This is a genomic window from Mycobacterium sp. NGS66 (assembly GCF_059812225.1).
Genome location: NZ_JCALCG010000009.1, coordinates 22,855 through 42,707, shown reverse-complemented (window position 1 = coordinate 42,707; position 19,853 = coordinate 22,855). Strand labels below are relative to the sequence as shown.

Genomic DNA, 19,853 nt, shown 5'->3' with positions numbered 1-19,853 from the left:
GGGCGTGCTGCGGTAACCGGCCATTGTCATTCGACGCATACCCCCGAGGGCGGTCGAACAATCGGTGCGGCCAGTGTGATGCCTGCCAGGGCGGTCTGGCTGTGCCCGCACCTCAGCTGGCGCGGGCCATGATGATTTTGCCGGTTTAGCTCCGGCGTCGAGACACGACCTGGGCAGCCTGATCGGCATAGGGCGAGCGCAGTTGCGCCGTCCAGCGGGGTGCGCGTCGTGGGTTGGTCTGCTGGCCGGCGGCGCAGCCGGGTACGGTTGTAGCCGAGCAGCAGCGGTAGGACCGAGACGATGGCGACCGTGATGAACATCGCCCCGATGTGGGCTGCGACGAAGCCGATCGGACCGAACAGGTATCCCGCTGTCGGCACTCCCGCTCCCCAGGCCAGCGCGCCGACCACGCTGTAGGCAACAAAGGTGCGGTAGGGCATTCGGGATGCGCCCGCGATAGCCGATGTCAGGGTGGGAACAAATCGGGCCCACACCACGGCTAATGCGCGGTCGGTGGTGAAGAACGCCTGGGCGCGGGCTAGCTGGTCGGGTCCTAAGCGTTTGACCCTGGGCCGGTCAAATACCGTATGTCCCGCCTTGGTGCCGACGAGGAAACCGCACTGATCACCGGCGACGGCGGCGACCGGGACGGTGATTAGCAGCATCCACAGCGGAACGACGAGGTCGGTCTGCGCGGCCAGGACACCAGTGGTGAACAGCAGCGAATCGCCGGGCAGGAACAATCCGACCAACCCTAACGCGGTTGCGGCGGCGATATAACGGCCGGCCGATAGGAGTACCTGGGCAGGGAAAATGGCTGGGGCGGCGATGAACGCGGCCGGCGATGCGGCGGTAGCTGTGGTGCCGGCAATTGCTTCCTGCTCTAGTGCCGCTCGAACATCGGTCATGGAAACAGCGTTGGCGCTGGCGGCTGTGAGGACGCTGAGACCCGTCGGGGCTTCTGCTCTGCCGGAGATCAACAACAGACAAAAGGGGACAGCTCGACATGCACTGCAGGCTTAAGAATCGGCTCGAAGCGGGCCACCACATCGTCGCAGTCTGGCAGTCCGGCAGCGGAAGCGAGGGCCATGAGACCGGGTTTCGGGGGGTGGCCCGGGCAAGTTTTGGCCTTAGCCGCCGGCGGCCAGCACCTACGGTCGGTCAATAGCGAGGCGGTGTGGTGAAACCGAGTCAGCGACATCCGATGTTGGGGCGCCCGGCGCGGTTCGGTAGCGATGGCAGCGTGATTATTGACGGTAGCGATGGCGGCGTGATCTCCGATGGCTGCGTGGACAGGTGAGACCCGCGCAACGTGCTGGCAGTGGTGGTGATCGGCGCCGTTGTTGCGGTGGTCGCCCGGCGTGTTATGGACGGGTGCCGCCCTGATTGTCGGTGAAGATCATCGGTAGCAAGCTGATCGAGAAAATTCGTCACCTTCCTCGCAACCCGGTTCTGCCATTGTGAGTCCGCCGCATTGTGCGGTCGGGCTGAGGCCGGTACCACCACCGGGCGGCCGTACATACCCCCACATATTTGGTTGCCGGGACATCAGCGCGACACCGGAGACGGTGAGTAGTAGCGCCAGCACTGGGCCAAAGCGATGGCGGACCAGGGCCAGTTCAGGGCGCTGGGCTAGGCGGCTGCGGCGGCACCGCTCGGCTTACCGAAGACGGCACGCGTGACGGTGGCCGGTGAAAGTGCCGCCGTAGCCTTGCGTGCGAAGTCGTTGGGCAGCGACAGTCGGAACACCTTCCTCCACGCCGAGGCAACCTGTTTCGACAATGGACCGCTGGTATAGGTGAGTCCGTAGCGCTCGAAGAGATCCTGCACCTTCGGCGCGATCTCCTGGTAGCGGTTGCTGGGCAGATCTGGGAAGAGGTGGTGTTCGATCTGGAACGACAGGTTACCGGTCATGAAGTGCATCAGCGGGCTACCGCTGATGTTGGCCGAGCCGAGCATCTGCCGCAGGTACCACTGGCCGCGCGTCTCACCGTCGATGGAGGATTTCTCATAGGTCTGGACGCCCTCGGGGAAGTGCCCGCACATGATGACCGCATGCGTCCACAGGTTGCGCACCAGGTCGGCCGTCAGGTTGGCGGTAAAGGTGGTGACGGCCGATGGACCCGACAGCAACGGGTGCAGCACATAGTCTTTGCGCACTTGGCGCCCGATCTTGGTCAGCACCTCCTTGCCCTGGCGCCGGAACACGTCCTTGTCGGCCTTGCCCTTCAGATAGGCGCTGATCTCCAGGTCGTAGATGGCGATTCCGTACTGGAAGATGCACGCGTTGGCGACGTTGGTCAGCGGCTGAATCAAATAGAACGGATTCCAGGGCTGATCCTCGTCGACCCGCATGATGCGAAAGCCGAGGTCGTGGTCCTTGCCCAGCACGTTGGTCCAGGTGTGGTGCAGCTCGTTGTGCGAGTGTTTCCACATCTCCGACGGACAGGCGTTGTCCCACTCCCAGGTGGTCGAGTGAATCTTGGGATCGCGCATCCAGTCCCACTGACCGTGCATGACGTTGTGGCCGAGCTCCATGTTCTCGACGATCTTGGAGACCGACAACCCGGCGGTCCCAAGAATCCAGGCGGGCGGGAACAGCGAAAAAAGCAGCAACACGCGGCTGCTCAATTCGAGCTTGCGCTGGCCGTCGATGACCTTGCGGATGTAAGCGGCGTCGCGCTCACCCCGACTGGCGATCACCGCGGCCCGGATGGCATCGAGTTCAACGCCGATGTCTTCGATGTCCTGGGCGCTCAGATGCGCGGTCGGATCGTCGTGTTTGCGTTGGATAGCAGTCATTTGAGATGTCTCCCTAGGGATTTAAAGTTCGATGTCGCAGTCGCTGGCGGCCGCGGAGATGCAGGTCAGGATCTGGACGCCGTCGGGCGCGAGCCGGGAAGAAACTCGACGACGCCGAACGCGGCAGGCGATGCCGCCGCCGCGGTGGTGCCGGCGATTGCTTCCTGCTCTTATGGTGCCGCTCGCAGATTGGTCATGAAAACAGCCTTGCCGCTGGCGGCTGTGAGGACGCTGAGACCCGTCGGCGCTTCTGCTCTACTGGACATCAGCAACAGACCGGAGGTGAGGTGTCGTGCGCGTGCTGTTGGTCGAGGACGAACCCCGGTTCGCCGAGACGGTGCGTCGTGGGCTGGTCGCTGAAGGATTCGTTGTCGACGTCGAGCCCGACGGCTTGCAGGGGTTGGCTGCCGCCACGACCGGAGAATTCGACGTGGTGGTGCTCGACATCATGCTGCCCGGGCTCAGTGGCTATCAGATAGTGCGGGAGATGCGGACGCGTCAGGTGTGGACACCGGTGTTGATGTTGTCTGCCAAGGACGGCGAATACGATTTGGCCGACGCGTTCGACATCGGGGCCGATGACTACCTGACCAAACCGTTCTCTTTCGTGGTCCTGGTGGCCCGTCTGCGGGCTCTGGTGCGGCGTGGGGCCCCCGAACGCCCGACCGTGTTGACCGCGGGCACCTTGGCATTGGATCCGGCTCGGCGACGGGTGACCCGTGGCCAGGCGGTGCTGGAGTTGACTCCCCGTGAATTCGGGTTGCTGGAATTCTTGTTGCGCCATAAGGGAGATGTGGTCAGCAAGTCAGCGATCCTGCGCTCGGTGTGGGATTCGCACTATGAGGGCGATGACAACGTCGTGGAAATCTACATCGGCTATCTGCGGCGCAAAATCGACACCCCGTTCGGGCTGGCCACCATCGAAACGGTGCGCGGCGTCGGGTACCGGCTGCTCACCGATCCGTGCTAGTTGCGTCCGAATCACGCTGAGGCAGCGGCAATGTCAGAGTGAACATCGCACCACCTTGAGGCGCGTCGGCGATTGTGATGTCCCCGTGATGGGCGCGCACGACCTCTGCCACGATGGACAGGCCCAGACCGGATCCACCGGAGGACCGGGTGCGGGTGGGATCGAGGCGGACGAACCGTTCGAAGATGCGTGCCCGCTCCTGAGTCGGGATGCCGGGCCCGTCATCGGCGATCGTGACTACGGCGTGCGCGGCGTCGGAGTGGCAGCCCACATCGACCCTACTCGCGGCGTGCCGCGCGGCGTTGTCGACCAGATTGCGGATCACCTGGGCCAAGGCGGCGCGGTCGCCGACGGTGCGGCACGCCTCGATGTGGGTGACGATGTGCACCGACCCGAGGGCGCGTAGCCGGTTCCCTTCGGCCACCAGCAGATCGTCGAGGTCGACGTCGTCGTGACGCAGGTCCAGCGCATCTTCATCCGAGCGGGCCAGCAATAGCAGATTCTCGATCAGCTGGTGCATGCGGCGGGCTTCGGGCAGCAGCGATTCGTCGATCAGCTGGTTGTCCATGAGTTCGGGCCGGCTGACCGCCATCTCGAGGGCGGCCGTGATGGTGGCCAGGGGGCTGCGCAGTTCATGGGAGGCGTCACTGACGAATCGGTGCTGGGCGGCTCGGCCGCGCTCCAGCCGGGCGAGCATGGCGTTCATCGTGGTGGCGAGCTGGGCGATTTCGTCACGGGTATGCGGTACCGGTACCCGTTTGGAAAGGTCGGTGCTGGAGATCGACGCCACCCGGGCACGCATCGCTTCCACCGGCCGTAACGCCGCGCTCACCAGCCGGTAGGTGCCTATCACGACCAATGCCACAATGACCGGAGAGCCGATCGCCAGGAGGGCCGCAACCTTCCTCACCACCGATTCCACCCGTTCTTGGTCAGCGCCGACCAGGATGGTGACGGTGCCGCTGGACGTTTTGGCCGCGCGCGCGAACAGCCAATAGTCATAGTCTTCGCGGGGGCCTTTCACCCGGCCCACGTTGCGGGCCTGCCCTGGGGTCAACGACACGGTGGCCAGCGGCGATCGTGGGGCTCCGGCTGACGCGGCCAGCAGCGTTCCGGTGTTGTCGAGGATTTGAACCGCACCGATCTGGCTGTCGGTGGCCAACAGCGCCGATTCCAGCTCCCCGGGGGTATGGGTGCGCAATTGTGCGCTGATCTGCTCTGCGCGTACAGCCGCCGCGTGCCGGGCGCTGGACGCCAACGATCGGTACAAGATTAGTGACAGAGCTCCGCTGGCGATGGCCAAACACACCGTCATCACCACTGCGGCCGCTAGCGCCGAGCGGGTCCGCACGCTCGCGCGCGTCGGATTAAGCCGGCCTCCGATCACGACCCAGCGGGCTGCGCGCAACGCTGACGCCTTCACCCACTCCCTCCCTCGCCGGGCGCCGTGGGCGTCTCGTGGTTTACGCCCGTCATGGTGACAGACCGGCCGCCGCTGACACACCGCCGTTGGCCCGAACGGTGGTCAGCGTCCCAAAGGACACCCTGCCACATGTAGCCCATGCCCGGCGCGATGCGTTACGGGGCTGCAATTTGTCACCTTCTCCCCCGCGGCTGGCGGGGCGCGGCCTACGACGAGTGCGAGTACGAACACTCTCGACCGCGCCGCACCGGCGCCTGGTAGCAGCGTTGCATCCAGTGCCGCGGAGGACTTCACCAGCACTGTTCCGCCAGGTTCAGCAAGATATTCGGCCCTTCCCCCTTTACAGCCAATCATCGTTATATTGCGATAATGCTGAATATGATCGATCAACAGGGGGTGCCTACGCTATGGCGATGACAAGTGATGTGACGACCGCGGCGGAGCTAGGGGCTTTGGATGCGGCGACGGCGTTGTGTCATGGCCTTTCCGACGCGACGCGGTTGGCGATTCTGCGCCGGCTGGCCGTCGGTGAGGCACGTGTGGTGAATCTGACCGGCGAACTGGGGTTGGCCCAATCGACGGGGTCGGCCCATCTGGCCTGCCTGCGCGAATGTGGGCTGATTGACTACCGCCCGCAGGGCCGCGCGTCGGTGTATCGGCTCTCACGTGCCGGGGAGGCCGCGGGATGAGCGATGCCTGCGGCTGTGGCTCGGATGCGCGCCGCCGCGCTCGCAGGTGACGCGATGAATTACGTCATCGACTGGCTCGTCAAGCTACCACCGATGTGGGTTCTCGGCGCCGTTTTTCTGCTTCCGCTGCTGGAGTCCTCGGCGTTCGTCGGCATTGTCGTTCCCGGGGAGACCGCGGTGCTCGTTGCCGGGGTCGTTGCCAGCCAAGGCGCTTTGCCGCTTTGGCTCGTAATTCTCGTGGCGTCAGCTGGCGCGATTATCGGCGACAGTATCGGCTACGAGGTCGGGAGGCGCTACGGCCAGCGCCTGCTCGATCGGCTGCCGAAACGGCTCGTCAAGCCGCAACACGTCGAACGCACGAGTGCGTTGTTGCGGCGGCGTCCAGGGTGGGCCGTCGTTGTCGGGCGGTTCACCACAGCACTTCGGGTCCTGGTACCCGGGATGGCTGGTGTGAGCCGGCTACCGTACGCGACATTTCTGATATTCAACGTCGTCGGCGGCATCGCCTGGGCCGGGGCAGCGGCCAGTGTGGGATACATCGCCGCAAAGAGCTACCACGCCGCTGAACAACGCGTGAGCATCATCGGCCTCGGTGTGCTCGCGCTGATTATCGGCGGCTACCTCGTGGGCCACCTGCGGCGGCACCCGCGGGTGGCGCCGCTCGTCGATGCGCGACTGTCAACCGAGACGTGGACGGGGCGTCCTCTGACCTTGGCAATCGCGGCCGCTGCAGGGGCCGGCTGGTTGTTCGGCGGCGTCCTAGAAGATCTAGGCGACCACGAAGGGCTAGCACGCGCAGATCCGCGCTGGCACGCATTCCTTGTTGATCATCGCTCGGCGGCCCTCTCGGACCTTTCACGCTTCCTTACCTACCTGGGCAGTACTCCTGTCGCCTATGTGGTGCTCGTCATCGCGGTGGTGTTGGTCGTCTGGCGCACGCGTTACTGGGAAGCTGTCTTCGCACTACCGGCCCTGATGGTCGGGCAATTGATCTGCACCGGTGTGTCGTTGCTGGTGCACCGGCAGCGCCCGCCCCAGGTTGACTGGCTGACCAGCGCTGAGGGCTACGCCTTCCCCTCGGCCCATGCGGGCATGTCGGTCCTGGTTTGGGGGCTGGTGATCGCCCTAGCCTGGCCTTGGTTGTGCGGCCGTGGCCACCGAGTGACCGCAGTTATTGCCGGCGTCGCAATCTCCGTTGTCGCCGGTGCGACGCGGGCCTACCTCGGCGTTGACTGGCCATCGGACGTAGTCGGTGGCTGGGCGCTCGGCGGCTTGCTGCTCACCCTGGCCCTCAGCGGGCTGTCATTGTTGCCGCCCCATTTCGGGGCGGCGCGGCAGCACCGCAGGCCAAGTCGAGAGGCCGAGGCGGTTGGCAACCTGGACTGATGCACCTGTGGTGACAACGGTTCCGCGGCAGGGACTCAAGGATCCCACGCCGCCGCCGAGGTGGTTCTCGGAGACACGTCAACCGGGAGCACACTGCAGTACCGGGTGATGCGTATGCTCAAGAAGGCCAAACCAACGCGCGCGAGGGGTGTTGGTTCGCGGTGGCAGCAGGCCCGCAACGACCGTGTCGCCGAGCTTTTGGCCACCGACCCCGAGGCCTGGAATCCCAATCAGCACACCAGGCCCCGACAACGTCGACGCCTTCCAGCCGCTGGGACCTGGATCCCGCCGCGATCGGCACCCGGATGGTTGCGAGACCGCAGGTGGTCGAACTGCACGACCTGCACGTTTGGCAGATCATTTCCGGCCAGTTGTCGCGGTCGGCACACGCGCTTATTGGCGGCGGCGTTGCTTGTCGCGCGGCGCGTTCATACATCGAATCGGTGCTACACGATGAGTTCGCGCTCGAGCACACCGCCTTGCAGGTGGACGCCGTCACCAGCGATCGTCACACCCGCGACCAGCACCGTGTAGAACTACACGGGCCAGTGCACCGCTCTTGACTGGGAAGCGAGACGCCCGCTGCACTCGTCGTCGCGCCGCCTCGTCTGGGCCGCATCGACGTCCATCCTCGGTATCTACCTAAATTTCCGCGTCGACGCCTTCGATCGGGCCAGATCCCCCGGATGCGGTGATGCGTTGCCCATTTGGCGCGAGGCGGTAGTGGATCAGCCGGGAGCTGTTGGTGGCCACGGCCACCGAGGACGCGTTGTGCAAGATCGCGGCGAGCACCGGGGACAGTGCGCCGCCGGCGCCGATCAGCAGTCCGGCGGCGTTGACCGTGATCGACATGCCGTAGTTCTGCCGGATTACTCGGTTGGCGCGGGCGCCTAGGTCGGGCACGTCGAGCACCCGTTGCAGATTGTCGTCGGCCAGTGCGACGTCGGCGGTCTCGACGGCCACATCGGCGCCGGCCAGCCCCATGGCGATCCCGATGTCGGCGGCCGACAGGGCCGGCCCGTCATTGACCCCGTCACCGACCATCCCGACCACGTACCCCTCGGCCTGCAACGCGCGGACCGCCTCGAGTTTGTCGTCGGGCAACACTTCGGCGCGCCATTCGTCGATGCCGAGTTCGGCGGCGACCGCCTCGGCGGTCTCGGGATGATCGCCGGTGAGCATGACGATTCGCCGTATCCCGTTGGCTCGCAGCTTCGTCAGGACCACGGCCGCCTCGGGGCGGACCTCGTCGCGCAGACTGATCAACCCCACCAGATCGCCATCCACCGCGAGCAGAAGTGGGGTTTCGGCCTGCTTACCCAATTCGTCAATCCACTTTGAGGCCTTCTTCGAGACTCTGACCTTCTCGCCGCGCAGCAGCGACGGGCTACCCAGCAGCAGGATCCGCCCGTCAGCCCAGGTGCGCATGCCCAGCCCGACCAGCACCTCGCATTGCTCATGCGGCGGGATGCTGATGCCGCGTTCCTCGGTCGAGCGGATCACCGCTTCGGCCAGCGGATGACGCGAATGGATCTCGGAGCTGGCCGCATAGGCCAGAACCTCTTCCGGCTGCCAATCCTTATGCAGCGCAACGATATTCGTCACCACTGGGCGCCCCACCGTGAGCGTGCCGGTCTTGTCGAATATCATCGCATCCACCCGGCCCGCCTGTTCGAGATGCGAGCCGCCCTTGATCAGGATGCCGCGGCGCGCCCCGTTGCCGATCGCCGCACTGATCGCCGTCGGCGCGGACTGCCCCACCGCGCACGGGCACGCGATCAACAGCATAGTCATCGCCCGCCCGACATCCCCGGTGAGCGCGAGGGTGAACGCCGACAGGATGAACGAGGCCGGCACGAAGCGCCGGGTGAAGTCCTCCCCGACGGTCTGGATGGGTGCCCGATCGTGCTGGGCGTCCTCGACCCGGGAAATGATGCGGCCCATAACAGTGTCCTTACCAACGGCGCTGGCGCGCACCACCAGCCGTCCGCGCACCACCACCGAACCGGCATGCACCGCTGAGCCCACGATGATGCTGACTGGCAGGTTTTCCCCGGTGATCGCGGATTGGTCGACACTCGCCTCCCCGTCGATCACCTCGCCGTCGACCGGAATCGCGACGTGATCGCGCACCACCACCGCGTCGCCGATCTCCACCGTGTCAATGGGCACCTGCACCTCGGTGCCATCGGCAAGGCGAATCCATGCGCTGTCCTGGGTGCCGCGCAGCAGATCCGAAATGGCCCGCCGTGTGCGCCGCACGGTCAGATCCTGTAGATATTCGCCAATATTCAGCAGCCACAGCACGGTGAGTGCGACCACGCTCTCGCGCAGCACCAGGCTGGCCACCATGGCCGCTGTCACCAAGGCATCGGTGCCAGTGCGACCGGACCGCAACGAGCGCAGCGCGCCGCGCAGGAACGGATGCCCGGTGAAGATGGTCACCCCGGTAGCCACCAGCTGTCCGGTCGAGCTCAGCAGCGGCGGCCGCCCGAACCCATATCGGCGGATCCCGAGCAACGCCAGCGCCGCGCCGCCGATCACCATGCGCAGCACGTCGGTGTTGCGGACATCGGACGACCGCGGGGTGCGCGCGGGGATCAGCTCGGCGGCGACATGCTTGGCTGCCGAGATCGCCTCCAGCACTGCGGCGCGGTCGCAGCGCTTCGGCGAATACCACACCACGACAGATCCGGTGTGCGGATAGGCGTGCACCGCCCGCACCCCGCGCTGGCGACCCACCGACTCCTCGACCGCCACGGCGCGGCGCGAATCCGAGCACACCCACGCAACCTTGACCCGCATCCGCCCAGCGGCATCCGAAACAATCCCCCACGCAGAGTCATCGACAACAGTCATGTCAACAGGTCAGTGCTCGTGGTCGTGCACTTCGGCGGCGGCTGGCGCAGGGACCTCTTCGCCGATCCATTCCCGGGCCTCGACCACCACATCGGAGACCTTCAGCCGCACCGACTCCGCGGCCACCTCGGCGCGCCGGATTCCGCGCCAACTTCACTCCGTCGTTGCGACCGTGGCCCGGCGACACGGAAGCCTTGCCCACCGCCTTCTTCACTACCTCGTAGGCGCTCACCCCAACCAGCCCGGTGAACACCGCCGACCCTGCCTTACCCAATAACCCATGCAACATCGCTACCAGCACCCGTTCAAATTCCGCCCTGTCCGGCGCGGCTCAGCCGAGCCCTGTCGCCGGTTGGAGAGCCCGCGAACGGCAAGGCCGCCGCCTCTTGGTCCGTAGGTGACCCGCCGATACGCGATCTCGACGTCGGCCAATCCTGCCGCTGCCGCACCACACGGGCATCGGCTTCCCGGCCCTTCGGGCACCGTCGAAACAGACAATCTTCACTCTCATGTGCCGATTGTGCAGCGCGTAAAGAATTCGGTAAGGGCTTCACCTCCGCACGACCCTGACTGTTGTCTGACCGGAGAATTACCCAAGGTGTGTGGGCAGGCGACACCAACTTCCCCGACGGGCCTGGCGGGCCGAAGCTGCATTGGGGGCTGTCAATGCTAGGCGGCGGGTTCGATGGTGACCCGATAGCCGATCGCGGTGAGTTTGTTAGACACCGCTTCGTTCTATCGCGAGCTGCGCCATCGCCGCTACCGAGCAGACTCAAAATTGCCTTTTTTCGTGACGCGGTCGGGTGTCTTGGGTTGGCGCCGTCAGTGGTTTGACGCGTCCGGCGCGCACGCCGTTGGCGATGACAATGACCTCGGTGAGCTCGTGCACGAGCACGACCGCGGCCAGGCCGAGGGTTCCGAACAACGCCAGGGGCATCAGCACGGTGATGATGCCCAGCGACAGTCCCACGTTTTGCAGCATGATCTGCCGGGAGCGGCGGGCGTGCTCAAGCGCTTGGGGCAGGTGCCGCAGGTCTTGGCCCATCAGCGCGAGGTCGGCGGCTTCGATGGCGACGTCGGTTCCCATGGCGCCCATCGCAATGCCCAGGTCGGCGGCGGCCAGGGCCGGAGCATCGTTGACGCCGTCGCCCACCATCGCGGTGGGTCGCTGAGCACGCAGCTCTCCGACCAGGTGGGCTTTGTCCTCGGGCCGCAGCTCGGCATACACGTGTTCGATTCCGGCTTGGGCGGCCAGGGCGGCGGCGGTGGCGTGGTTGTCGCCGGTCAACATCGCCACCAGGTAGCCGTCGGCGCTGAGCGAGGCGACGACTTCGGCGGCTTCGGGGCGTAGTTCGTCGCGCACGGCGATGGCACCGAGCAGCTGGTTGTCGCGTTCGACGAGAACCGCTGTCGCCCCGGCGTGTTGCATGCGTGCCACCTGATCGGCGAGGCCGGCGGGGTCGAGCCAGCCAGGCCGCCCTAGTCGGAGGGCATGCCCGTCGAGGTGACCGGTCAGCCCGGCCCCGGGGACGGCTTGCACGTCGCTGGCGGCGGCGATCGGGGCTTGGGTCGCGGCGAGGATGGCCGCGGCCAGGGGGTGTTCGCTTCGGGCCTCCAGCGCGGCCGCCACCGCCAGCACCTCCTCGCGGCTGGCGCCGTTGGTGGTAGCGACGTCGATGACCGCGGGCCGGTTTGCCGTCAACGTTCCGGTCTTGTCCAGGGCGATCCCGCCGATGGTGCCCAAGGCTTCCAGCGCGGCCCCGCCTTTGATGAGTACGCCGAATTTGGAGGCAGCACCGATGGCCGCCACCACAGACACCGGCACGGCAATGGCCAGCGCGCACGGGGAGGCCGCGACCAACACCACCAGAGCGCGTTCAATCCAGACCACCGGGCTACCCAAAACGCCGCCCGTGACGGCGATCAGCGCCCCGGCCATCATGATGCCCGGCACCAATGGCCGCGCGATACGGTCGGCCAGCCGCTGGCTAGCACCCTTGCGGGCCTGCTCGGCTTCCACGATGTGCACGATGCGCGCCAGCGAATTGTCCTCCGCGGTCGCGGTGACCTCCACCTGCAGCACCCCGGAGCCGTTAATCGACCCGGCGAACACCTCGTCACCAGGCCCGGCCTCCACCGGCACCGATTCGCCGGTGATCGCTGAGACGTCCAGCGCGCTGCGCCCGGCACGAATGATGCCATCGGTGGCCAGGCGTTCCCCCGGCTTGACGAGCATCTGATCCCCCACGCGCAGATCGGCTGTGGCCACCACGGTTTCGCTATCCTCGCGCAGCACCGTGGCCTGATCCGGCACCAGCGCCAGCAGGGCGCGCAAGCCGCGGCGGGTACGCGCCACCGCGTACTCTTCCAAGCCCTCGCTGATCGAAAACAAAAATGCCAGCACGGCGGCCTCGCCGACCTGACCGAGCGCGACAGCCCCGGCCGCGGCAATGGTCATCAGGGTGCCGACACCGATGCGGCCCTGGGTCAGCCGCTTGAGACTGGAGGGCACGAACGTCGAAGCGCCCACAGCGAGCGCAAGAACCTTCAAGCCCAGCGCGACCGGGCCGAGTGGACTAATCCATGCGGTAACCGCCGAGGCGGTCAGCAGCACCCCCGACAACGCGGCGCGCCGCAGCCTGACCACTTGCCAGAGCCGTTGCGGCCCGCGATCATCGTCAACGTCGTGGTCGCAGCCGCAGGTATCGCTTTCCGCCCGCGACCGGCCTAGCACCTCATTGCGCTGACCTGACAGCGTCCGCGTGGCCCAGTCGAAGACCTTGTGCACGACACCGGGCCTGCGGCTATCAACCGAGTGCGGGGTACGTGCGGGCACCGACGCCGCAGGGATCCGCTCGGCATCACCTATCGCCGAGAGGATAACAGCGGCGTCGCAACGCGCGGGCGAATACCAGATCACCACCGAGGCCGTGCGCGGATAGGCCTGCACGGCCCGCACACCGCGCACCTTGGCCACCGTGTCCTCGATGGCGACAGCCCGCACCGCGTCGAATCGAAACCCACTGGCGCGCACACGCATCCGCCCCGCCCCGGCGGATACCACGGTTAGCTTGCCCCCGGCATCAGGGGCAGTATCAGTGGTCTGCATCATCCGCGACTGGCGGTCGGGGCCGACGCCACTCCGTCCCGATGCGCCCTATCGGCCCGGCGAGCGCGTCGGCGACTGGCAGTCGAGCCTGCTCTGCGCTTTTCTCGGCCTTGCGGGCAACGCGCAGACTCCAGGCGACAGGCGGCGACAGCGCGCATGTCAGCAGCAGTCGTCATCGTCGGCTTTGGTGGGAGCCGGCGGGGAGGCTTCGTCACCGATCCGCTCGCGGGCCTCGGCGACCACGTCGGCGACCTTCAGCCGGGCCGACTCGGCGGCCGCCTCCGCACGCCGGGTGCCCCGCAGACCCCACTCCGTGGCGGTCACCGCTGCTCGGTGAACAGGAGCAGCGCCCACCGCCTTGCGCAGCGCCTCATAGGCGCTCACCCCGACCAGCCCGGTGAACACTGTCCCGGCCGCCTTAACCAATAGCTCTTCCACTGCTAACCCTCCTCCTGTTCTGCCGTATCAGTACCAATCACATGGCTCTTCGGTGCCCCCGGACCGTGCCTGCTCATGGGCTAATGGCCATCTCAACCGCCCCCGGGAAGGTGGCTTGCTCGGTGGCGCAGGGCTGGTCGGTATCCACTGCGAGAACGACCTGGACCAACTCGCCCAGGGCACGGGCGAGGTGACTGTCGGCCAACGCGTAGCGAACCTGGCGGCCCTCATAGGTCGCGATGACCAGTCCGCAGGCCCGCAAACACGACAGATGATTGGACACATTCGATCGCGTCAACCCGAGGTGTGAAGCCAGCTGACCGGGATAACAAACTCCATCAAGCAGCGCCACAAGAATCCGGCACCGCGTCGGATCAGCCAGCGCCCGCCCCAGCCGCGCCAGCGCCGATTCCCGCTTCTCACATGTCAGCATGCAGAAAACAGTACAGTCCGCCTGATATAACAGCAAGGGCTGAATCGTCCGCTCGGCAATGGCACCGCCAGCCATTACGAGCATCCGTGTGTTCGTCTCGCTACTAGAAACGAGACAGCCAAGCGCCACTTTCCGACCAAAACACCGGGCCGAAGCACCAAGTGCGAATACGAGGAGCGTTGAGGCGTCATCTGGGATTCGCCGGGACCGTCTGGCGGATCGGGGCCGGCATCAGGCCCGACGGTGCGCCGAGCGAGGAGGATGCTGGCGGAAGTGCTGGCTGCGGTACGGGAAGAGCATTCGCCACGCAGGGCGGACTGAACGCTGGATGAACCACTTCAGGTTTGACCCCAACGGGCGGGCAGCGGCGGTGATCAACCGGTACGGCACCCCGGTGATCGCGGCCAACCGCGCGACGTTGATGTCACGGATCGCACGGATCGCGACGAACGTCTCGGGTAAGAACGCGCCGGCCATCATCGGCGGGCTCGGTTGGGCGCGGTGGACTCGGCCGGTTTGCCTGGACTGAGCGTCGGCGGGACCGGTGCGGCGGTGACGGCGAGCATGGGCCGGGCGGCCTCAATCGGCGCCGTGACGATGCCGCAGAGCTGGGCCACCGCCGCCCCAGCGATCAGCCCTGTCGCAACCGTGTTGCCGTGCACCGGCTTGGGCGCTGTTCCGGAAGGCACCGCGGGCGGGCCAGCGGGACTGCTGGGCGGGCTACCACTGGAAGGGCCCGGGCGCGGCGCGACCGGTATCGCGTGCCCGACGCCCGGTTCCTAGAACCCCCATGGTGCCCCTTGATCAACCGTCGGATAGCCGTAGGGAACCAACTGTCAACGCCAGCTCGGTCCGGCCGCTACGGGCGGTTTGTCAGCCCCTTTAGCCGACCGTCAGCAACCATCACGACGATGTTTCGTGTTTTGTATGCAACCGAGAGCAGTCGGCGAACGCATTTCATGGCGCACAGATGGGCCCGCGGCCTTGCTAAAATCTTGGTCAGGCTGATTGCGGCCCGATCGAATCCGGGGTTGCTGCAGACGGTTTCAGGCGATCGTTGGAGCTGGACCGGAATCCGAGTGGGGTTATCGTCGCCGTCCTCGCCAGCGCGTGCCCAGCGTTGGCGGCGGCGGCGGGTCGAATGCATGCGGGGTGCCTGATGCTTGGTTATGTCCGGTACTGGCGGTCGGGCTGCAGTCGGCCCAGACCGGGTAAGAAGCGGCCGACGCGGGCGGCGTAGTCCGCGTAGGCGACGCCGTGGATACGGCGCAGGTAGGGCTCTTCGACGAGGCGCACCTGCACCCCGATTCCAATCACCGTGACCCCCAACCCTGCGACGGCAACCGGGTTGGGCGCCATCAACGCCAGGCCCAGGAACGCGACGATCACGGCGGTGAAGATCGGGTTGCGCACGACCCGGAATGCACCGGCGGTGATCAGGGAAGTGCGTTCTGCCTCGTCGATCCCGATCCGCCAGGAATCACCAAGCGAAAGCTGCGCGCCGAAGGCCAAGACGATACCGAGTACCGCGATGGCGACACCGACACCGCGCGCCATCGGGTGATCCAGCACCGCGAGGGGCGGCAGACCGGCCAGATGCGAGACGGGGCCGCCAACACCCACCATTAGGTACCCGACGTCGGCCACGGCGAGTGCCCACCATTCCAGCGAGCCATCTGGGCGCAAGGTGCGCCGGTTGCCGGTGTCGCCGGTGCGATGCAGCTCAATCTGCCTACGGACCGCACCGAGCACCAGCATCGTCGCAGCGAAGAGGACCAGCGCAGCGACGGCCATCACGCGGCACCCCCGGTTGGGATCGGCTTGGCGGCCACGCCAAGCAGGTAGTCGGCCTGGATGCGGGTGATCGAGCCGAGGACCACCAGGCCGCGCTGGGCGAGTTCATCCAGGAACTCGCCTGCGGTGAACCGGTCATTGCTGGGGTGATCAAACAGCAACTGGTAGGTGGGACGGGCCAGGGCGTGGGCGGTGACTTCTTCGAAGTAGAACCGCCCACCGGGGGTCAGCACTCGGGCGACCTCGTCGAGGGCGTTGCGCCAGTCCGGGATGTGGTGGACGATGCCGAAGTCGAACACAGCGTTGTAGCTGACGTCTTGGGCGTCCAGCGCCGCACGCAGCTCGGTGGCGCTGCCTTGGGCGAGCCGCACCCGGTCGCCGTAGCGCGCCAGCCGCCGGCTGGCCCGCCGGATCATGGCCGGCTCCAGGTCCACGGCGTTGACGCAAGCGGCACCGAAGCGCTCCAGTATGAGCTGTGAACCGTATCCGGAGCCACATCCGATCTCCAGGGCCCGTGACCCTGGCATGAGCCGGCCGCCCAGTCTTAGTAGCACCGGCACTTCGTAGCTGCGTTGCAGCCATCGCCGCGGCGGGGAGTTCACAAGCGCGGTTTCCACCCGATTCATCAACATCTATTGGTGGCTCGCTTCTTAACCATCGCTATCTTTCGATAATGTCGCCTTTCGACGATCAATTATCCGATACGTTATCATCGCTGCATGGCGATGACAAGTGATGTGACGACCGCGGTGCACCCAGGGGCTTTGGATGCGGCGACGGCGTTGTTTCACGGCCTTTCCGACGCGACGCGGTTGGCGATTCTGCGCCGGCTGGCCGTCGGTGAGGCACGTGTGGTGGATCTGACCGGCGAACTGGGGTTGGCACAATCGACGGTGTCGGCGCATCTGGCCTGCCTGCGCGAATGTGGGCTGATCGACTACCGCCCGCAGGGCCGCGCGTCGGTGTATCGGCTCACCCGGGTGGAGCTGCTGGAGCTGTTCCGGGCCGCCGAGGCGCTGCTGGACGCGGCCGGCAGCGCGGTCGCGTTGTGCCCGAATTATGGCCACTCACGTGCTGGGGAGGCCGCCGGATGACCGACATGCACGGTGGAGGTCATGACGAGCAGCGGGATCGACCAGGAAACCCGAACGGCCATGGGAAGCCGCCTGCCGCTCGGTCAGTCATCAGGTAAAGCCATCAGTCAAGTTCTGTGGGTACCTTCGTGGGCAATGCCGCTGAACCCGATATAGGCGACGTGCTGTCCGGGCGCACGGCGGCCACGCGAGTGGTGGTGGCGTTGCTGGTGGCCGCGCCCGCGGTTGTGCTGCGGCTGAGCGGAATCGCGTTACCTGCACCGATCGCAGTCGCGGTATTCGGTGCGGGCGTGCTGGCATCGGTAGCGCTGCTGATGTGGGCGGCCGAAGCGGCTCGTGCAGACATTTCCGGCAGTCTGGCGCTGGCCCTGCTTGCGCTGGTCGCGATCCTGCCCGAGTACGCGGTGGACATCTTCTTCGCCTACAGCGCTGGGCACCGCCCGGAGTACGCCGCGTTTGCCACCGCGAACATGACCGGCGCCAACCGCTTGCTCATCGGTGTGGCCTGGCCGCTGCTGGCGTTCACCGCGATCTGGGCGCTGCGCCGACGCCATGCCGGCATCGACACTAGCGGCGAGCCCACCGGCTGGCTGAGCGGAGCGGCGAGCGTGACCGCGCACCGTCGCGTGGAATTACTGTTTTTGGGCACGGCCACCGTTTATGCGCTGATCATTCCGTTGACCGGACGCCTGGCTTGGTACGACGCCGTAGTCCTCGGAAGCATATTCGGTGCATATCTGTGGCGCATTCGTGGTAGCGCCGAATCGCAGGAGGAGTTGTCCGGGGTGGCGGCTAAAGTGGCCGCGCAGCCGCGAGTACGCCGCCGATTGCTGGTCACGCTGCTGTTCGCCGCCGCCGCCGTGGTGATACTTTCAGCGGCAGAGCCGTTCGGAAACGCATTAGTCGACGCCGGCAGCCAGTTGGGCATCGACCGGTTCCTGCTCGTGCAGTGGCTGGCGCCGATCGCTTCGGAATCCCCCGAGGTTCTGGTGGCGATCACCTTCGCCCTGCGTGGTCGTGCCGATGACGGCATGGGTGCCTTGCTCGCCGCGAAGTTCAACCAGTGGACGCTGTTAATCGCCTGCCTGCCGATCGCCTACTACCTGGGTGGCGGCGTAACAGCGGGGCTGCCTCTGGACGCGCGCCAGGTCGAAGAGTTCGTTTTGACCACCGCCCAGACGGTGCTGGGCATCGCGGTGCTGCTCAACCTGCGTCTGACCGGAGCCAAGGCCCTGCTGCTGTTCGGTTTGTTCGCCGCCCAGTTCATTCTTCCTAGCGAGCAGGCCCGTTACGTCATCTCCGTCGTCTATGTTCTCGTCGCCGCAGTGTTCTTCGTCGCCCACCGTCGTAACCTTCGGTCGCTGGCTACTGCTGCGGTACGAAAACCACAGCCCAACGCCCTGTCACAGGAGCGATCGGCCTGATTTAGGGCGCTTGTGATCGACCCGCGCCCGTGATGATGGTAGGCCGGTGCGACTTGATGGCGTCGCCGGCTGCCTGCGCCGCTGACGGACGTCCCATCACCGACTGCTCGACGTCAGGACAACCCGACTCGGGGAACGAATCGCCCGACTGTGGCGGTGTACTCGCCATATTGCTGATCGTGCACGGTGCGAAGGTAGGGCTCTTCGACACCACGGACCTGCAGCTCGATTGCCGCGGTCAAGAGCACAAAACCGGCGAGCGCAAGCGGATTGGGCGTCATGAGCGCAATGCCAGCGGCGAAAACCAGCATCGCGGAGAAGATCGGGTTGCGGACTACTGCAAACACGCCGTGACGCACCAAGGTCGTGGTCTCGCTAGGATCGACCCCGATCCGCCAGGACTCGCCCATGTCGTTCTGCGCGTAGACGGTGGCGCCGATCCCGACTACAGCGACGACGATGCCGGTTGTCTGTATCCAGGTCGCGTGCAGCACATCGAGCGGGGAAAGCGCGCCGGCCAGTTGCAGCAGCGGTGCTGTGAGACCGATGATGATGGCCGCGACGAACCCTGCGCCGGCGGTCCACTCGAGCGATCCGAACCGGCCACCGACACCGCGGAAGCCGGTCGATCCGGTCATGCGCCACTGCCGCCAGCTGCGCCAGCCAAACCCGAGCGCACCAAACAGGACATACAGCAGAACTGCGATCAAAGCCATCAACGATTCCTCACGGTGGGATCATCATATTAATACATAGCAATTAACGCATGCAAGGCTTGGCCTCGACGTGCGCTGGTCACTTGTGCACGACCACGCGCTGATCCTGCCCGTGGCCGCCTGCCGGGTCGTCGCGGCCGCCAGCCTGATACCCGGCGGCCCACCAGCGCGGCGGCTCGCGGTATTCGCGCCCGCGCGCATACTCCCCACCGCTGACCGAGCCGAGCCAAGCCAGCTCCTAAGTTGTTTTAATGCATACATGCGCATGCGGTTATCTTTTGTTAGCCTGGCGGCAGGCCAGGTACCTACCAAGGAGGGCATATGGAGCAAAAGCGCGAATCAACCGAAACCAGGGAGTCGACGCTGCTGTGTCCGCGGTGTGTTTCACAGATGCTGCCCGTACAGCGGTTTGGGGTCACGATCGATCAGTGCACCGGCTGCGGCGGCATTTTCCTTGACCGCGGAGAGCTGGAGCAGCTCTCTGAGGCCGAAGGAAAGTTTTACGCCGCCCAATCGCAACCCCCGCAGCCGCCTCCGGGAACTTATCCGCCTCAGCAGCAGTACCCGGCGCAGCCGGCATATGTCGAGGCTCCCCGCCCCAGGGGCTTTCTCGGCGGGCTGTTCGGTGAGGGCTACTACGGCGGCCACCACGGAGGCTATCGTGGCGGACACCACTGATCGCAAGCGCGACGCGGAGCCGGCAACACCCGAGCGGA

General features: G+C 66.0%; 18 protein-coding genes and 3 pseudogenes. 8 read left to right on the top strand and 13 right to left on the bottom strand.

The genetic code is table 11. The annotated features are described in order from the left end of the window. Positions 1-26: 26 nt before the first annotated feature. Positions 27-908, bottom strand: coding sequence for a DedA family protein (locus AC5Y2L_RS17125; RefSeq protein WP_499937087.1), 882 nt, complete (start codon positions 906-908; stop codon positions 27-29). Between the two features lie 724 nt (positions 909-1,632). Then, entirely contained in the window at positions 1,633-2,802 is a 1,170-nt protein-coding gene (locus AC5Y2L_RS17120) for a fatty acid desaturase family protein (protein WP_499937088.1), read from the bottom strand. 292 nt (positions 2,803-3,094) lie between these two features. Between AC5Y2L_RS17120 and AC5Y2L_RS17115 the strand changes: the two genes are divergently transcribed. Continuing rightward, positions 3,095-3,772 carry a response regulator transcription factor gene (locus tag AC5Y2L_RS17115; protein WP_499937089.1) on the top strand — a complete coding sequence of 226 codons (678 nt, stop codon included), beginning with the start codon at positions 3,095-3,097 and terminating at the stop codon, positions 3,770-3,772. Here the strand turns inward: AC5Y2L_RS17115 and AC5Y2L_RS17110 are convergent. Continuing rightward, positions 3,756-5,087 carry an ATP-binding protein gene (locus tag AC5Y2L_RS17110; protein ID WP_499937165.1) on the bottom strand — a complete coding sequence of 444 codons (1,332 nt, stop codon included), beginning with the start codon at positions 5,085-5,087 and terminating at the stop codon, positions 3,756-3,758. The genes AC5Y2L_RS17115 and AC5Y2L_RS17110 overlap by 17 nt on opposite strands. Before the next feature lie 515 nt (positions 5,088-5,602). On the opposite strand from AC5Y2L_RS17110, the pseudogene AC5Y2L_RS17105 reads away from it, so the two are divergent. The 3 genes and pseudogenes from AC5Y2L_RS17105 to AC5Y2L_RS17095 form a co-directional block, all read left to right on the top strand. Further along, positions 5,603-5,863 (top strand): annotated as a pseudogene (locus AC5Y2L_RS17105) (ArsR/SmtB family transcription factor); the annotation flags it as partial. 24 nt (positions 5,864-5,887) lie between these two features. Further along, positions 5,888-7,270 (top strand): bifunctional DedA family/phosphatase PAP2 family protein, encoded by a 1,383-nt coding sequence (locus tag AC5Y2L_RS17100; RefSeq protein ID WP_499937091.1) that lies wholly within the window; start codon positions 5,888-5,890, stop codon positions 7,268-7,270. A gap of 305 nt (positions 7,271-7,575) precedes the next feature. Next, positions 7,576-7,833, top strand: coding sequence for a hypothetical protein (locus AC5Y2L_RS17095; protein ID WP_499937092.1), 258 nt, complete (start codon positions 7,576-7,578; stop codon positions 7,831-7,833). A gap of 79 nt (positions 7,834-7,912) precedes the next feature. On the opposite strand, the gene ctpC is transcribed toward AC5Y2L_RS17095, so the two are convergent. From ctpC to AC5Y2L_RS17060, 7 genes and pseudogenes are all read right to left on the bottom strand, one after another. Beyond that, positions 7,913-10,129 carry a manganese-exporting P-type ATPase CtpC gene (gene ctpC, locus AC5Y2L_RS17090; RefSeq protein ID WP_499937093.1) on the bottom strand — a complete coding sequence of 739 codons (2,217 nt, stop codon included), beginning with the start codon at positions 10,127-10,129 and terminating at the stop codon, positions 7,913-7,915. Between the two features lie 9 nt (positions 10,130-10,138). Next, positions 10,139-10,418, bottom strand: a pseudogene (locus AC5Y2L_RS17085) (DUF1490 family protein). Positions 10,419-10,888: 470 nt separating this feature from the next. Continuing rightward, positions 10,889-13,241 (bottom strand): annotated as a pseudogene (locus AC5Y2L_RS17080) (heavy metal translocating P-type ATPase). After that, positions 13,225-13,365, bottom strand: coding sequence for a DUF1490 family protein (locus AC5Y2L_RS17075; protein ID WP_499944228.1), 141 nt, complete (start codon positions 13,363-13,365; stop codon positions 13,225-13,227). Before AC5Y2L_RS17075 ends, AC5Y2L_RS17080 begins: the two are co-directional and overlap by 17 nt. A gap of 32 nt (positions 13,366-13,397) precedes the next feature. Beyond that, positions 13,398-13,676 (bottom strand): DUF1490 family protein, encoded by a 279-nt coding sequence (locus AC5Y2L_RS17070; RefSeq protein WP_499937095.1) that lies wholly within the window; start codon positions 13,674-13,676, stop codon positions 13,398-13,400. A 73-nt stretch (positions 13,677-13,749) separates the two neighbouring features. Continuing rightward, positions 13,750-14,109: a Cd(II)/Pb(II)-sensing metalloregulatory transcriptional regulator CmtR gene (cmtR, locus tag AC5Y2L_RS17065; RefSeq protein WP_499937096.1), complete on the bottom strand. Its 360-nt coding sequence runs from the start codon at positions 14,107-14,109 to the stop codon at positions 13,750-13,752. A 231-nt stretch (positions 14,110-14,340) separates the two neighbouring features. Next, on the bottom strand, positions 14,341-14,589 hold the full coding sequence (locus AC5Y2L_RS17060) for a hypothetical protein (protein ID WP_499944242.1): 249 nt from the start codon (positions 14,587-14,589) through the stop codon (positions 14,341-14,343). Positions 14,590-14,673: 84 nt separating this feature from the next. On the opposite strand from AC5Y2L_RS17060, the gene AC5Y2L_RS17055 reads away from it, so the two are divergent. Continuing rightward, entirely contained in the window at positions 14,674-14,892 is a 219-nt protein-coding gene (locus AC5Y2L_RS17055) for a PPE family protein, SVP subgroup (protein WP_499944227.1), read from the top strand. A 384-nt stretch (positions 14,893-15,276) separates the two neighbouring features. Here AC5Y2L_RS17055 and AC5Y2L_RS17050 read toward each other — a convergent pair whose 3' ends face one another. Continuing rightward, positions 15,277-15,903, bottom strand: coding sequence for a methyltransferase family protein (locus AC5Y2L_RS17050; protein WP_499937100.1), 627 nt, complete (start codon positions 15,901-15,903; stop codon positions 15,277-15,279). Beyond that, positions 15,903-16,529, bottom strand: coding sequence for a class I SAM-dependent methyltransferase (locus AC5Y2L_RS17045; protein ID WP_499937101.1), 627 nt, complete (start codon positions 16,527-16,529; stop codon positions 15,903-15,905). The genes AC5Y2L_RS17050 and AC5Y2L_RS17045 overlap by 1 nt, the downstream gene beginning before the upstream one ends. A gap of 93 nt (positions 16,530-16,622) precedes the next feature. Here AC5Y2L_RS17045 and AC5Y2L_RS17040 point away from each other — a divergent pair, with 93 nt between their 5' ends. Further along, a complete protein-coding gene (locus tag AC5Y2L_RS17040; RefSeq protein WP_499937103.1) occupies positions 16,623-16,997 on the top strand; it encodes an ArsR/SmtB family transcription factor in 375 nt (124 codons plus the stop codon). A gap of 116 nt (positions 16,998-17,113) precedes the next feature. Continuing rightward, entirely contained in the window at positions 17,114-18,421 is a 1,308-nt protein-coding gene (locus tag AC5Y2L_RS17035; protein ID WP_499937104.1) for a calcium:cation antiporter family protein, read from the top strand. A 113-nt stretch (positions 18,422-18,534) separates the two neighbouring features. Here AC5Y2L_RS17035 and AC5Y2L_RS17030 read toward each other — a convergent pair whose 3' ends face one another. Further along, positions 18,535-19,137: a methyltransferase family protein gene (locus tag AC5Y2L_RS17030; protein WP_499937105.1), complete on the bottom strand. Its 603-nt coding sequence runs from the start codon at positions 19,135-19,137 to the stop codon at positions 18,535-18,537. A gap of 321 nt (positions 19,138-19,458) precedes the next feature. Between AC5Y2L_RS17030 and AC5Y2L_RS17025 the strand changes: the two genes are divergently transcribed. Beyond that, positions 19,459-19,815 carry a TFIIB-type zinc ribbon-containing protein gene (locus tag AC5Y2L_RS17025; protein WP_499937106.1) on the top strand — a complete coding sequence of 119 codons (357 nt, stop codon included), beginning with the start codon at positions 19,459-19,461 and terminating at the stop codon, positions 19,813-19,815. The last annotated feature ends 38 nt before the right edge of the window (positions 19,816-19,853 follow it).

Bases quoted from the DNA above. Each gene is read 5' to 3' on its own strand.
- AC5Y2L_RS17125 (WP_499937087.1), bottom strand. From the start codon at position 908: ATGACCGATGTTCGAGCGGCACTAGAGCAGGAAGCAATTGCCGGCACC.
- AC5Y2L_RS17120 (WP_499937088.1), bottom strand. From the start codon at position 2,802: ATGACTGCTATCCAACGCAAACACGACGATCCGACCGCGCATCTGAGC.
- AC5Y2L_RS17110 (WP_499937165.1), bottom strand. From the start codon at position 5,087: ATGACGGTGTGTTTGGCCATCGCCAGCGGAGCTCTGTCACTAATCTTG.
- AC5Y2L_RS17100 (WP_499937091.1), top strand. From the start codon at position 5,888: ATGCCTGCGGCTGTGGCTCGGATGCGCGCCGCCGCGCTCGCAGGTGAC.
- AC5Y2L_RS17095 (WP_499937092.1), top strand. From the start codon at position 7,576: ATGGTTGCGAGACCGCAGGTGGTCGAACTGCACGACCTGCACGTTTGG.
- ctpC (WP_499937093.1), bottom strand. From the start codon at position 10,129: ATGACTGTTGTCGATGACTCTGCGTGGGGGATTGTTTCGGATGCCGCT.
- cmtR (WP_499937096.1), bottom strand. From the start codon at position 14,109: ATGCTGACATGTGAGAAGCGGGAATCGGCGCTGGCGCGGCTGGGGCGG.
- AC5Y2L_RS17060 (WP_499944242.1), bottom strand. From the start codon at position 14,589: ATGATGGCCGGCGCGTTCTTACCCGAGACGTTCGTCGCGATCCGTGCG.
- AC5Y2L_RS17055 (WP_499944227.1), top strand. From the start codon at position 14,674: ATGGGCCGGGCGGCCTCAATCGGCGCCGTGACGATGCCGCAGAGCTGG.
- AC5Y2L_RS17050 (WP_499937100.1), bottom strand. From the start codon at position 15,903: ATGGCCGTCGCTGCGCTGGTCCTCTTCGCTGCGACGATGCTGGTGCTC.
- AC5Y2L_RS17045 (WP_499937101.1), bottom strand. From the start codon at position 16,529: ATGAATCGGGTGGAAACCGCGCTTGTGAACTCCCCGCCGCGGCGATGG.
- AC5Y2L_RS17040 (WP_499937103.1), top strand. From the start codon at position 16,623: ATGGCGATGACAAGTGATGTGACGACCGCGGTGCACCCAGGGGCTTTG.
- AC5Y2L_RS17030 (WP_499937105.1), bottom strand. From the start codon at position 19,137: ATGGCTTTGATCGCAGTTCTGCTGTATGTCCTGTTTGGTGCGCTCGGG.
- AC5Y2L_RS17025 (WP_499937106.1), top strand. From the start codon at position 19,459: ATGGAGCAAAAGCGCGAATCAACCGAAACCAGGGAGTCGACGCTGCTG.